The sequence below is a fragment of the Microbulbifer pacificus genome, assembly GCF_033723955.1.
In the GTDB taxonomy this organism is placed as follows: Bacteria; Pseudomonadota; Gammaproteobacteria; order Pseudomonadales; family Cellvibrionaceae; genus Microbulbifer; species Microbulbifer pacificus.
In genome coordinates, this window is the sequence record NZ_CP137555.1 from 1568156 (window position 1) to 1580925 (window position 12770).

A 12770-nucleotide genomic window follows, 5' to 3' on the forward strand; every position below is an offset into this window, starting at 1 on the left:
TTCGCAGAATCATCCATTTAATCCTTTTCTGGCAGCGAGCGTGATTTGGCCCAGGCCGCAAACAAGAGCGTCGCCATCAACAACATTCCGCCGAGGTAGGCCGTAACAGCTATACGTGTGGGTGTGGCTTCATAGCCAAGCAGGGAATAGAACAGCTGGCCCAGCAGGGAATTTTCCGACAACAGTGCCGAGGTATCCCACAGAGGTGATTGCGCCGGAAGCCAGTCCGCCTGCTCGAGCAATTGTGTCGCCTGCAGGCACAGTCCGGCCCCCACCAGGGTGAGCAAGACCAACACAACCAGCAGACGCCGGTTTTTCGGCAGCCCCACCAGCAGATAATAGAACAGTGCGCCGATACTAAAACCGATGCCGCCACCAATCAGGGCGCCCAGCAGCACGCTTTGCAGAAGGTCGGTCTGGTGACGGAACGCCATCAGATACACATAGACTTCCGACCCTTCACGCAATGCCGCCAGCGCCACCGCCAGCACCATGCTCCACTGCAACAGCGGCAGAAACTGCTGCCTGCCGGTGCGATTCCAGATCAGCAGAATGCCCACCACCAGCAGCAGCCCGTAAATGGCAAACTGCATCGTTGCATTCATCAGTTCCTGGCCCATACCGTCAAACGCTTCCGAAACCACGCCAATTCCGGCCCCGTAGGCAATGGAACCGAGAATCCCGCCAGCCAGCGCCATGAAAATCCAGCGCATCTGCAAGCCCAGGTAATGACTCATGGCGAGCAGGATACTGAGCAGCAGCGCCGCCTCCAGTACTTCGCGCAGCACCAGGATGACACTGGTCAACAGCATAGGCTTTTCCTCCGCATCATCATTCTGCAATCACCTTGCCCTGGGCGGTCTTCGGATTGAACTCGCCAAAAAACGGGTATTCACCCGGGGCCAGCGGTCCGATAAAAATGACCGCCTTCTGTCCGCCCATGATCACTTTCTCGCGGTTGAGCTCGTAACTTTCAAACTCTTCCGGGGTGGCATCGCGATTCACCACGATCAGTTTGATTTTGGTATTGGCGGGCACTTTGAGTACCGACGGATAGAACAGGTGATCGCGGATTTCGAGTTGCAGTTCCGGATAAGCGGCATTTACCGGCAGCGCCGACGCCAGCGCCAGCCCAGCGATAATTACGATCGCGAGATTACGAAACCAGGTTTTCATCAGCGACCCTTTCATGCTTGATTCCTCGCTCAACGCTTTTTTGCACGGGAAAACGCACCGCTACCGCGAGCCCCGGCGCCTGTGCATCGCGAAGGGATGACGGCCCGAGTTCGACCTGTGCATGATGCAGCTCGGCAATGTGATGCACGATGGAAAGCCCGAGGCCACAACCGGGCACGCGGCTTTCATGGCGGTCGCCACCCACCCGGTAAAAGCGCTCGAACACCCGCTCGCGCTCTTCCTGGGGAATACCCGGACCGGAATCCTGCACCTGCAGCACCACCGCATCTCCCTGCCGCTGCACATCCACTGCGATCCTGCCGCCCTGCGGTGTGTATTTACAGGCGTTGTTCAGCAGGTTCTGCAGCAACAGTACCAGTGCGAACTGATCGCCATCGATATACGCGGTATTTCCCTGCAACTCTATTTCCTGCTCGCGGCGGGCAAATGCCGGATAGAGTTCGGCAATCACGTCCCGTGCCAGCCGGTGCAGGTCAATGGATTCGAAACGCGCCGGGTAATGCTCCGGGGTCATCCGGAACAGGTTGAGCATCTGCTCCACCAGGTGCGCCATGCGCGCAATGCTGTCCTGCAACTGTTGTAGGGACCCGGGCGCCACCACCGCACTGTTTTGCAGTTGTGTCGCCAGATTGTCCGCGTGTACCTGGATTGCGGCGATGGGTGTGCGCAGTTCGTGGGCGGCATCGGCGGAGAAGCGCCGCTCGCGGTCAAACGACGCCTGCAGGCGTTCGAGCAGCGCGTTGGTGGAACGCACCAGTGGCAACAGTTCTTCCGGTGGCGCCGCCAGAGTCAGCGGGGCCAGGTCTTCGGCGCGTTTGTGGCGCAACTCGTCGGCGAGTTTCTTAAGGCTGGCGAGACCGTGACCAATCACCAGCCAGATCAACAGTCCTGCCACCGGCAGGCCGATCAGGATCGGCATCACCGACTGCAGCACCACCTCATCTGCGAGGCGAAAGCGCAGGTCGACCCGCTCGGCCACCCGGATCGAGCGGCCATTCGCGGAGGGACTGCTGTACACCCGCCAGCGGAACCCGGAAAAATTCTGCTCGCTAAATCCCTCCTGTGCGTCACCAATGGGGGTTGCCGGTGCGTTGTCGGAGCGCATCAGCAATTGCCCGTCGGCGGACCACACCTGGAAAGCCTGCAGGTCGTTTTCCTCTACCACCTGGGGCGCAGTCTGGTCTATGGGGATAGCCGCCAGCAGCAGTGCGGTACCCGCGACCTGGCGATCGAACAAGCGCTCCGCCTCTTCCATACTGGCGCGATAGCCGTGCAGCGCGGCGATAAAGTTCACCAGGGTAATGGTGGACAGCAGCGCGATCAGCAGGAAGATACGGATGGATTTCAACGGCTAGGCCCCAGCTTGTAGCCGACGCCGCGAATGGTGTGGATAAAATCACTGCTGATTTTTTTGCGCAGGTTGTGGATGTGCACATCCACCGTGTTGCTCGCGACGGACTCGCCCCAGCTGTAGAGCTTGTCCTCGAGCTGTTCGCGGCTGAGGATATGTCCGGGACGCTCGGCAAGAGCACGCAACAGGCTGAATTCACGGCGCGAAAGGCGTACCGGATTTCCCCCGTGGGAAACCGAGTGGGTGGCGAGATTGATGACCACATCGCCGATGACCACTTCGGCGGAACCGCCACTGGCACCGCGGCGTTCGAGCGCGCGCAGGCGCGCCAGCAACTCATCCACCGCAAAAGGCTTGGTGAGGTAGTCGTCGGCACCCGCGTCCAACCCCTGCACTTTCGACGGCAGGTCGTCGCGGGCGGTGAGAATCAGTACCGGGGTTTTTATCTGCTGGCCGCGCAGGGCTTTCAGTACCGCCAACCCGTCCATATCCGGCAGGCCGAGATCGAGCACCACGAGGTCCGGCTGCGCCGCCACCGCGAGCGCGACACCCTTGCTGCCGGACGGGGTGTGGTCAACGGCATAACCGGCGTGACGCAATGCGGTGGTGATTCCTTCCGCCAGGGAATGATCGTCTTCAATCAACAGTATCCGCATGCATCACCGTCGGTCGCTATTCCTTTGTTAATGCAGCTTCTGCTGGATTTTCGCCTGCAGTTGCTTGATCTGGCCGAGACGTCCTTCGCTCGCCACCGGGCGCTCCAGGTCCGCGGGACCATGCTCGGCGCGATTCGCGTAGGCCATCGCCTGGGCGTAGTCCTTCTGCTGGAAAAGATAGTCCGCATAAAAGTAATTTGCGTCCATATCGTCGGCGCCGAATTCCAGCCCCTTCAACAGCAAGGTCTGTGCCTTTTTATCATCACCAAAGCCAATGGGCCAGCCAGGCACCTGATAATACAAGGAGCCGAGGCTGGTGTAGGCCGCGCCATCCAGCACACTGCCATCCAGCGAGATGGCCTTTTCCAGGTCCGCCTTCGCCGCCTTCACGATCGGCAGCGCACCGATTCCACCCTTGGCACCGGCGTGGGAGGCGCGAATGATTCCACTCCAGGTCCACACCGCTGCGTTATCCGGGTAGCGGGCCGTCACCGCACTGGCTTTTTCAGACAAAGCGGCGAGTTTGTCGGCGCGCTGCTTTTCCGGTGTGCGGTACTGGATTTCCGCCCAATGGCGCTGTAAATCGTGAACTTCCTGCTCGGCGGTCTGCGCCAGTGATGGCATCGCCACTGCGCCGACCAGTAAAAACAGCAGGCTGCGCAGACAGGTGGCGAGATTCACTCTGATCCCGGTGAACTGAGTCATCATGGAGTTTCTCCTTGTGGATGCTGTAGATGGTTTTGCTCTGCGAACCGGCGAATTACCGGCATTTTTTTGACAAGTGCACTGTCTACCAGCGACGGCAGCAGCGCATTGACCTTGATAAACAAACGCTCCGGCCAACCCATAAAGCGACGCGCACTGCGCCCGCCCTCGAGCAGTGCCACACACTGCTCGGCCACCAGTTGCGGGGAGTCCGCGTGATTGCCCAATGCGCGGTTGAGGCCTACCACCGCGTCCGTATTCAGTGAGGTATCCACCGCGCGCGGGGCAAGATAGTGAACCCTGACGCGGCTGTCGCCGAGTTCCCTGCGCAAAGCTTCGGTGAAACCGTGCAGGCCGGATTTACTCGCACCGTAGATGCTGAAGCCCGGGTGGCCGATATGGCCGAAGGCCGAACCGATATTGATAACCGCCCCCTGTTTACTCTGCTGCAGCAGTGCCAACAGATCGCGGGTGAGCGCCATCGGCACCAGCAGATTGGTTTCGAGAATCGAGCGCATGGCGGCATCGTCGGTATCGCCAAGCAGCGCAAAGCGCGCAACGCCCGCGTTGTTGATCAGCACATCCACACCACCGGGCAGGGAACGGCAGGTGCGCAACAGTTCGAGGCGCTGTTGCGGATCGAGCAGGTCTGCGGGCACCACCAAATGTCGGTGCGCATCGGGCAGCGAGTTGCACAGCTGCTCCAGAGCCATTTTATTGCGCCCCTGCAGTAGCAGGCGGTGTCCGCGCGCGGCCAGGCTGTGCGCAAGCGCATGGCCAATACCGCCACTGGCGCCGGTGAGCAGGATGTTCAATTCGTTACTGGCTTTATTAGCGGCACGCATATCAGGCGACCTCCGCCAGCGCGCAGTTGGCCGCGACTTCGCGGAAAATTCCCGCGTACAGGCGATAGATGGCGCGCGCGCTGTGCACGATAGCCTGCTGGTCTTCGGGGTTTTCGATCTTGTTCATCAGTCCCTGGAAAAATGCCACGTGCCCCACATCCAGTGCGCCGTGGGAGCTCAGGTAGCTGAATGCCTTGCTGGGCAGGTTCAGGGATTTCTGGATGGCACCGGCCGCCATATCCGCGAGCTGGATACTGGTGCCTTCCAGTACATTGACCATGCCGAAGAAACCGAGGGGGTTGCCGCGGGCGATGGTGTCGTAGGCATAGGCCACCATCAGTTCGGTACTGAAATTCGGCTTGCTGCGACGCACCGCTTCGGCGTCGGCGCCACAGGCAGCGATGTCATTCAGGATCCACTCCTGGTGGCCGATTTCCTCCTCGATGTACTCCGCCAGCGCGACCCGCAGCCACTCCTGACGCTCGGTCAGGCGACTGCCGCAGGCCATCATCAGCGGGACCGTGTGCTTCACATGGTGGTAGGCCTGGGAGAGAAATCCGACATACTCCTCGAGGGTGATTTCGCCGCGCGCGCCGCGCTGGATCACGGGAAGACTGAGCAGTTGCTGACGCTCGGATTCGGTCTCACGCTGTAACTGGTCGAAAAAATTCATCAGGCAACTCCTGGGTTTTGATCACCGGGAATAGACGCCGGTGCGCTAGAGAAAGTTTTTTGTGCATTTGCTTGATCGCGATCACCGCGATAGAGGCCTTCGATCACCGCGGCATAGCGCTCGGCGATGCGATCGCGGCGCGGACGACCATTGGCGGTGAGCAGGCCATCGGCAAAGGTGAGCGGTTGCGTAAGTGGGGCCCAGCGGCGGATGCGGGCGTAATCCGGCAGCACGCGGTTGACCGACTCGATCCATCGTTCGATCTGCGTTGCGTCGGTACCCGGTCGCGGCAACAACAGCGCGCTGCAATAGGGGCGCGCATCGCCGACCACCACGCACTGCAGTACTTCCTGCGCGCGCAGCAGTTCGCTCTCGATCCACTCCGGGGAAATGTTGCGGCCGTAGGAGCTGATCAGAATGTTTTTCTTGCGCCCGGTGATATGCAGGAAACCATCGCTATCGCGGGAGCCCAGATCGCCGGTGGCGAGCCAGCCGTCACGGCTCCCACTATCGTCTTCTGTCCCCCCCAGATAACCGAGATAGCGCGGACCGCGCACCACGATCTCGCCATCCCGCAGTGCAATTTCACAGTGCGGCAGCGGTTTACCCGCGGCGCCCTCGCGCACCGCGCCGGGAAGGTTCAGCGCGACCACCGAACCGCATTCGGACAGGCCATAGCCCTCGTACACCGGCAGGCCACGACTGGTCGCTTCGCGCAGCAGATCGGCGGAGACCTTGCCACCGCCCACCGCCACAAAGCGCAGGGTGGGCGGCGGCTGCCAGCCGAAGTTATCCACCTGATCCAGCAGCGACTTCAGAATCTGCGGCAGCAGGATCAGGCTGTCGGGCTGGTGTTCGTCGATGCAGGCACACAGGCGCTGCATATCCAGTTGCGAGCTGCCGGAGAAACCGAGCCTTTCCAGTCCCGGCACCAGTGCGGTACCCCCCAGCAGCCAGCAGGTGTAGGCTCCGGCGACGTTTTCCAGCAGGGTCGCCAGCGGCAGCAGGCACATGTGGGTGGCACAGCGCAGCGGTGCCAGACTCACCGCCAGCGCCTCGGCGGTGGCGAACTGGGTCGCATTGGAAAGACACACGCCGCGCGGGGTACCAGTGGAACCGGAGGTGAAGGTGATCTTGGCGGTGTCCGCGGGCAGTTTCGCCGGTTGAACCTGGGTACAGGGCAGCAGGGTCATACCGGCAAATGCCTCACCCGCGCCGAATACCGGGGCGTCGGCAAAATAACCGGGCATGTCCGTCAGCAGTGCCTGCAGGCCACTGGTACTGATGGTGTGCTGCAGCTGTTGCGGGGAAAAAAAGCCAGGCAGCGGCACCAGCGTAACCCCGGCCAGCTGGCAGGCGAGATCCACCAGCAGCCAGCGGGGACCGTTGTTGGCAAACAGGCCAACCACCTGCAAGTCGCGGGCATTCAATGCGGCGGCGATGGCGGTCACTTCCTGCAGCAGCTCGCCGTAGGTAAATCCCTCGTGGTCGCCGAGCAGCGCGGCGCGGCCGGGATAGGCTTCCGCGGTAGCGCGCAGGCTCTCAAGCAGCGGGGAGTTGGTCTTCGAGATATCGGTCATACGCTCGCCTCCACCAGCTGCCGGGCGAAGGCGGCAGCCTGCGGCCGGCACACCTCCAGCAGCTCGCTGATCAGCGGACGCTCCAGGCGCCGCTCGCGCTCGGCCCTGACATTGACGGCGACTACCGCGGGGCGGGTGTTGTAGTAGGTCCCCCAGTCCGCCAGTTCCGCGCCCAGGCGGGCGCCATCGGCACGGCACAGCACCAGCTGGTCGTCGGTGAGCTTTTGCAGCAGGTGCTGCACTTCGGGAGTGGCGGTGAAGATGGCCCAGGTGAGGTCGGCGGCGGCAAACAGCTCCGCCAGCATCAGAAACAGCAGGCGGCTGCCGCCGCGGGCCGTGGCCACCAGGTTGCCGATCTCGACGATATCCTCACGGTTTACCGGTACACCCGCGCGGGATTCCAGCAGGGACTCCACCGGCTCGTCGAGATACTGCTCGAGGAACAGCGGCTCACTGCCTGCCCGGCGCATGCCGAGTACCCCGTGTATCCGCTGGCCCTTACCGTAGGAGAGTAACCAGGGCATGTAGTGCCGCAACTGGGCGCCATAAACCTGCTGGAACTGCCCGGCAATACAGGATTCCACCGCGGCGCGCCCGGCAGCGCCAGTGCCGCTGAACTGGAACGCGAGGGGGGAGCTGGCCTCACTGTCCTGGCTGTCGGGGCTCACTTCGCCATTTGTGCCAAAGCGCTCGGAAACCACCGGCTCGGAACCAAAGGTGTTGAGATAGCCAGCAAACTCACCGGACCGGGGCTGGAGTGCATACTGCGAGCGGACATCCACTGCCATTTCCTTTTCTCCTGGTAGAAATCGGATATGAGCAGTCTACGGGGGCTAAATTAAGACAAACTTAAGATTCCCAATCTGGCGCCGGATCCCGCCTACGCTGTGGTCCCGAGCTAACCCGCCGGCTCCAGCAACACCAGGTCGTAGCCGGTATCCAGGGTCACCGTGTCGCCGGCTACCGTGGCCTCCGCCCCGGAATAGGCGTCCCGTACGGCAGTGCCCTCGTCGAATACACCGGATACCGGTATCACCTTTTCCCCCGAAGCTAGATCCAGCGCGACCAGTACCCTGTCGCCCTCCAGCGTGCGCGAGAAGATCAGCGGGGCCTGCCGGTGAACCCTGTGCTCACCGGCGCCTATGGCGGGATGTGCGCGGCGGAAATGCAGCAGTTTCTGCCAGTGGGCCAATACTTGCTGCGTCGCCGGATCGGCAAGTTCGTCCCAGTTCATAGGCGAACGCAACTGTGCATCGTAAATCGCCTGCGCGTCCGTCAGCCTCCTGGCGGTCTCATCGCCGTAATAAACCTGCACTGCACCGGGCGCCAACAGCAGTTTGGTGGCGGACTCAATGGTGCGGCTGCGATCGCGATCGAAGCTGTCGAGATCATCGTGGGAACTGATGTAACTCAGTATCCCGGCCCCTTTCAGATCCCCGTCGATCAGGTCGACCGCATACTGCTGAAACAGGTCGGCGGGAGATTGCTCCGCCTGATGCACGAAGCCCATATTGATCAGGCTGTCGAAACCGTACTGGTAAAAATCTACCTTGCGGTCGCCGAAGTCGTACTGGCGACCATCGCTGTTCCAGAAGTTATCCACACCGAAACCGTACACCTCGCCGAGCATAAAAAATGGCTTATCGTCGATTTTTTTGTCCGGGTATTGCTGCCTCCACTGGGCCAGCGCGTCCTCCGCTTCCAGCTTCAGCTCCGCCCAGAATTCCGGTTCCACATGCTTGGCGGTGTCCACGCGAAAGCCATCGACGCCGTATTCCCGCACCCATTCGGTGAGCCATTTCATCAGATGATAGCGGGGCGCACGCGGGTGTCCGGTGCGGGCAAAAAAACTGTTGAGCTCCGCAAGCTCCTGTTCCAGACGCCCTTCCTGCTGCCATTTTTGCTGCAGGAATGGCGGAACCTCCACGGTAGCATCGCTTTCCGTGAGTATGTCCGGCAGGTGATCGGTCAGGGTGCAGGTGACATTGCCGGCAAACCCGGACCAGTCGCACACGGGTGCCGTGCGCACCCAGTCCGATGGCCACAACGGGTCCTGGGATGTTTCCGGGCCGGTGTGGTTAGCGATCACATCGAGCAGTACACGAATGCCCTGACTGTGGGCTTTGTCGATCAATTCCTGCAAATCCGCCTCACTGCCGAAATTGGCATCGACGGCCGTCCAGTCTTTTGGCCAGTAGCCGTGGTAGGCGTAGGTGCGCCCGGAGCTTTCCAGGTAACCGTGGATATTCTCCACAATCGGCGACATCCAGATGGCGTCGATGCCCAGCGCGGAAAAATAACCTTCATCCAGTTTGTCGATCACGCCGCGCAGATCGCCGCCGAGAAATCCCCGCAGCGGCGCGCCATCGGCCTGGCGGCTGTAGGCGAGATCATTGGTGACATCGCCGTTACTGAACCTGTCCGGCAGCAGGAAATAGATACTCGCATTGCGCCAGTAGGGATCGATGGAAATTTCCGGGAGTGGTGCGGGCGCCGGCGCAGGCACGGGCGTTGTAGGTGCGGACGCTGAATTCCCGTCGCCTCCGCCCGAGCCACAAGCGGCGATAAAACAGCAGCAGAGCAACAACAGCCATCGTTCGATTCTCATCACGTAACCCTTCCTTGACAGATTATTTTTAAAATTTTGGCGATGCGCGGGCAAAAAAAAGCCGGTATCAGGCCATATCTGATACCGGCAAGCCTTTCGACGAAGAAAGATAAGGTTGGGGAGTCACATGCAGCCAGCGGCTGCCATCAAGAGATCATTACCAGGTAAATCCGTATTACTGATTCGCACTCAGCTCGGTTTGCTCCGGGGCACCCAGCAGCAAGACATCGAACTCGGTATCGAAGGTCAAGACGCCGTTTTCGACTCGCGCTTCAACACCGGAGTAATAGTCTTTTACCAGTGCGCCTTCCGCAAACACATCAGCGGCCTTCACCACCTTTTCCCCTGCGGGCATATCCACAGCCACCATCACGCGGTCGTTATCCAGCGTGCGGGAAAAGACGTAGGGCGCGGCACTGATCTGCTGATGCACACCCGCGCCAACCGCAAGATGAGACTGGCGGAATCGCCCCAGCTTCTGCCAGTGAGCGAGAATATCGCTGGTGTTGGCGTTTTGCAGGCTGCTCCAGTCCATCGGCACACGCATGGAGGCATCGCCGTAAGCCTGTTCATCGATCATCGGGCGCGCGATCTCATCGCCGTAATAAATCTGTGCCGCGCCCGGTGCCAGCATCAGTTTCAGCGCGGCACTTTTTACCTGCTTACGCTCGCGGTCGTAGGAACCCTGGTCGTCGTGGGAGCCGAGGTAATTCAGCACTGAAACGCCTTCCAGGGCGCCGCCGTGCAGGATGCCGGAGTAAGTACTGAAAATACTTTCCATATCCTTTGCGGCGTGGGAGGCGAAGCCCATATTGATCAGGCTGTCGAACCCGTAATTGAAGAAGTCCACCTTGCGATCGCCGTAGTCATAGAAACGGCCATCGCTGTTGGCAAAATTATCCACACCGAAGTGATACACCTCGCCGACCATAAAAAACTCGCGGTCGTCGAGCTTTTTGTCGGTATTGGCCGCCTTCCACTCCGCCAGCGCGACGCTGGCCTCTTTCTTCAGGACCGCCCAGATTTCCGGCTCGGTGTGCTTCACGGTATCCACGCGGAAACCGTCCACACCGTACTCGCGCACCCAGTCGGTGAGCCATTTGACGATGTAGTACTTGGGCGCGCGCGGGTAACCGGTGCGTGCGAAGAAGGCATCCAGCTCCGCCTGCTCCTGATCCAGGCGGCCTTCACCGCGCCACTTTTCAACCAGCTGTGGCGGCAGCTCAACCGGTGTTTCACTCTCGGTGAGAATGTCCGGCAGGTTGTTGGTCAGTGCGCACTGCACATTCTGTGCGAAGCTGCTCCAGTCGCACTGGGGATTGGTGCGCACCCAGTCGGCGGGCCACAGCGGGTCTTCGCTGGTGACAGGGCCGGTGTGGTTGATGATCACATCCATCAGGATGCGTACACCCTTGTTGTGGGCCTTTTCAATCAGCTCTGCGAGTTCGGCCTCACTGCCGAAGTTCGCATCCACATTGGTCCAGTCTTTCGGCCAGTAACCGTGGAAGGCGTAGGTGCGCTTGTCACCCTCATCATAGCCGTGGACGTTTTCGATGATCGGCGACATCCAGATGGCATCCACACCCAGATCGGTGAAGTAGCCCTCTTCCAGCTTCTGGATAACACCGCGCAGGTCGCCGCCGAGGAAGCCGCGCATATGGGCCGCGTCATTTTTGCGGCCATAGGACAGGTCGTTGTCCGGGTTACCGTTGTAGAAGCGGTCCGGCAACATGAAATAGATTGTGGCGTTGTTCCAGAAGGGGTCCGCAGAAAAATTATTGACCTGGGTCAAGGCGGACTCGGCCACCTCCGGTGAAGATACCGCGCGAGCCTGATCAGCCGGGCCTTGGGATTCACTGTCGGAACAGGCGGCCAGGGCAAGTGCGGCCGCGGACATGACGGCACTCAGGCCGAACATTTTTCTCATTATCGTCTCTCCGCCGTTATGGAACGGTCATCACTGCAACCTAATGTACGCACCTGCGCCAGAGTTTCCTCCTCCCGCCACGGGGCGTAGATGAAAGAAGGCGCAGATGAAAAGAGCAGCGACCGGTGACAATCTCGACCCTTGGGTCACAAAACCCTCCACGGGCCGCGACTCGGCCATTAAAAAGAGGGTGGCAACCGAGAGAGCCGCAAGGCAGAGAGAAAACTTAGGGATTGGATTTCCAGATAAATAAGGAGTAACCATGCAGGACAAACCCGTCGTATTCGTAGTCGTCGACCCCAATGACGATCGCCACGTAGCCCTGGAGCGCGCACTGACCACCGCCCGCGAGCGCAACCCGCAGCCGAAACTGGCGGTATTCGTCGCCGTGGATGGCGAAGCGGTAGACACCCGCGCGGTAAACGATCACCTGTTCCGCGATGAATTCTGGTTTCGCGACCAGATCCGCACCCCGATCAAACAGGCCGGCGTCGAGTTCGAGATTACCGTGTGCTGGTCCAGTGACTGGCAGGGGGCCATTATTCAGGAGGCCAAACGCTACAACGCGGAAATGATCTACCTGCCGGTACACGCCAAAACCAGCCGCCGCTTCACCTTTGCCGAATCCAAGTGGCAGGTGTTGAAGCAGGCCAAATGTCCGGTGGTACTGATCCGCCCGGGCGCCAGGGATCGCCGCAAGGTGGTGCTGGCAACGGTCAACTACCAGGCCCAGAGCACCCAACAGCGCCAGCTGAATCGCCAGATTACCGAGCGCGCCAGCTACATCGCGGAGGTGTACGGTGCCGAACTGCACCTGGTAAATGCCTTCCTCGATTCCATGCGCTATCCGGATCGCGGCCAGCTGGCAAAACTGGCGGACAAAACCGGCGTGCCTACCGACCGTATCCACGTAATGCACGGCTACACCAACGAAGTGGTTGCCGAGATTGCGAAAGAAATCGATGCGGACGTGGTGGTGATGGGCACCCTGAACCAGTACGGCGAAACCGGTTCGCTGCTGCGCGGCAATACCGCGGAGCGGGTGATCGGCTCTCTGGATATCGACGTGATGGTCTGTAACGCGTTTACCACCACGGCACACTGATACGCCTGCCCGGGCCCCGCAGTGCGCGGGGCCCCTCCCATATACCCCTCCTCCCCAGCCAAGGCTGAGGCTCTCCCGCGCGAGTCGCTGGATACTGGCACCCTACCCCTGCCACGGAGAGCC

Annotated in this window: 12 protein-coding genes; 1 reads left to right on the forward strand and 11 read right to left on the reverse strand. The window is 60.7% G+C overall.

Going from position 1 to position 12770, the window contains the following annotated elements:
* Window positions 1-17 precede the first annotated feature (17 nt).
* The 11 genes from R5R33_RS06955 to R5R33_RS07005 form a co-directional block, all read right to left on the reverse strand.
* Complete coding sequence (locus R5R33_RS06955; protein ID WP_318955299.1) at window positions 18-812, reverse strand: FTR1 family protein; 795 nt, start codon at window positions 810-812, stop codon at window positions 18-20.
* A 19-nt stretch (window positions 813-831) separates the two neighbouring features.
* Entirely contained in the window at window positions 832-1176 is a 345-nt protein-coding gene (locus tag R5R33_RS06960) for a cupredoxin domain-containing protein (RefSeq protein ID WP_318955300.1), read from the reverse strand.
* Window positions 1157-2545, reverse strand: coding sequence for an ATP-binding protein (locus R5R33_RS06965; protein ID WP_318955301.1), 1389 nt, complete (start codon window positions 2543-2545; stop codon window positions 1157-1159). The genes R5R33_RS06960 and R5R33_RS06965 overlap by 20 nt, the downstream gene beginning before the upstream one ends.
* Window positions 2542-3204 (reverse strand): response regulator transcription factor, encoded by a 663-nt coding sequence (locus tag R5R33_RS06970; protein WP_318955302.1) that lies wholly within the window; start codon window positions 3202-3204, stop codon window positions 2542-2544. Before R5R33_RS06970 ends, R5R33_RS06965 begins: the two co-directional genes overlap by 4 nt.
* A 27-nt stretch (window positions 3205-3231) precedes the next feature.
* Window positions 3232-3912: a tetratricopeptide repeat protein gene (locus tag R5R33_RS06975; protein ID WP_318955303.1), complete on the reverse strand. Its 681-nt coding sequence runs from the start codon at window positions 3910-3912 to the stop codon at window positions 3232-3234.
* Window positions 3909-4754 (reverse strand): SDR family oxidoreductase, encoded by an 846-nt coding sequence (locus tag R5R33_RS06980; protein WP_318955304.1) that lies wholly within the window; start codon window positions 4752-4754, stop codon window positions 3909-3911. The genes R5R33_RS06975 and R5R33_RS06980 overlap by 4 nt, the downstream gene beginning before the upstream one ends.
* A 1-nt stretch (window position 4755) precedes the next feature.
* Window positions 4756-5427, reverse strand: a complete 672-nt coding sequence (locus R5R33_RS06985; RefSeq protein WP_318955305.1) for a TenA family transcriptional regulator — start codon at window positions 5425-5427, stop codon at window positions 4756-4758.
* Window positions 5427-7007 (reverse strand): AMP-binding protein, encoded by a 1581-nt coding sequence (locus tag R5R33_RS06990; protein WP_318955306.1) that lies wholly within the window; start codon window positions 7005-7007, stop codon window positions 5427-5429. The genes R5R33_RS06985 and R5R33_RS06990 overlap by 1 nt, the downstream gene beginning before the upstream one ends.
* Window positions 7004-7795 (reverse strand): thermostable hemolysin, encoded by a 792-nt coding sequence (locus tag R5R33_RS06995; RefSeq protein ID WP_318955307.1) that lies wholly within the window; start codon window positions 7793-7795, stop codon window positions 7004-7006. The genes R5R33_RS06990 and R5R33_RS06995 overlap by 4 nt, the downstream gene beginning before the upstream one ends.
* Before the next feature lie 110 nt (window positions 7796-7905).
* Window positions 7906-9615 (reverse strand): alpha-amylase family glycosyl hydrolase, encoded by a 1710-nt coding sequence (locus R5R33_RS07000; protein ID WP_318955308.1) that lies wholly within the window; start codon window positions 9613-9615, stop codon window positions 7906-7908.
* A 175-nt stretch (window positions 9616-9790) separates the two neighbouring features.
* On the reverse strand, window positions 9791-11542 hold the full coding sequence (locus R5R33_RS07005; protein ID WP_318955309.1) for an alpha-amylase family glycosyl hydrolase: 1752 nt from the start codon (window positions 11540-11542) through the stop codon (window positions 9791-9793).
* 262 nt (window positions 11543-11804) lie between these two features.
* On the opposite strand from R5R33_RS07005, the gene R5R33_RS07010 reads away from it, so the two are divergent.
* On the forward strand, window positions 11805-12647 hold the full coding sequence (locus R5R33_RS07010) for a universal stress protein (protein ID WP_318955310.1): 843 nt from the start codon (window positions 11805-11807) through the stop codon (window positions 12645-12647).
* The last annotated feature ends 123 nt before the right edge of the window (window positions 12648-12770 follow it).

What these genes read in the sequence shown, in the direction of transcription:
- R5R33_RS06955 (WP_318955299.1), bottom strand. Translation starts at nt 812, where the DNA reads ATGCTGTTGACCAGTGTCATCCTGGTGCTGCGCGAAGTACTGGAGGCG.
- R5R33_RS06960 (WP_318955300.1), bottom strand. Translation starts at nt 1,176, where the DNA reads ATGAAAACCTGGTTTCGTAATCTCGCGATCGTAATTATCGCTGGGCTG.
- R5R33_RS06970 (WP_318955302.1), bottom strand. Translation starts at nt 3,204, where the DNA reads ATGCGGATACTGTTGATTGAAGACGATCATTCCCTGGCGGAAGGAATC.
- R5R33_RS06975 (WP_318955303.1), bottom strand. Translation starts at nt 3,912, where the DNA reads ATGATGACTCAGTTCACCGGGATCAGAGTGAATCTCGCCACCTGTCTG.
- R5R33_RS06980 (WP_318955304.1), bottom strand. Translation starts at nt 4,754, where the DNA reads ATGCGTGCCGCTAATAAAGCCAGTAACGAATTGAACATCCTGCTCACC.
- R5R33_RS06985 (WP_318955305.1), bottom strand. Translation starts at nt 5,427, where the DNA reads ATGAATTTTTTCGACCAGTTACAGCGTGAGACCGAATCCGAGCGTCAG.
- R5R33_RS06990 (WP_318955306.1), bottom strand. Translation starts at nt 7,007, where the DNA reads ATGACCGATATCTCGAAGACCAACTCCCCGCTGCTTGAGAGCCTGCGC.
- R5R33_RS06995 (WP_318955307.1), bottom strand. Translation starts at nt 7,795, where the DNA reads ATGGCAGTGGATGTCCGCTCGCAGTATGCACTCCAGCCCCGGTCCGGT.
- R5R33_RS07000 (WP_318955308.1), bottom strand. Translation starts at nt 9,615, where the DNA reads ATGAGAATCGAACGATGGCTGTTGTTGCTCTGCTGCTGTTTTATCGCC.
- R5R33_RS07005 (WP_318955309.1), bottom strand. Translation starts at nt 11,542, where the DNA reads ATGAGAAAAATGTTCGGCCTGAGTGCCGTCATGTCCGCGGCCGCACTT.
- R5R33_RS07010 (WP_318955310.1), top strand. Translation starts at nt 11,805, where the DNA reads ATGCAGGACAAACCCGTCGTATTCGTAGTCGTCGACCCCAATGACGAT.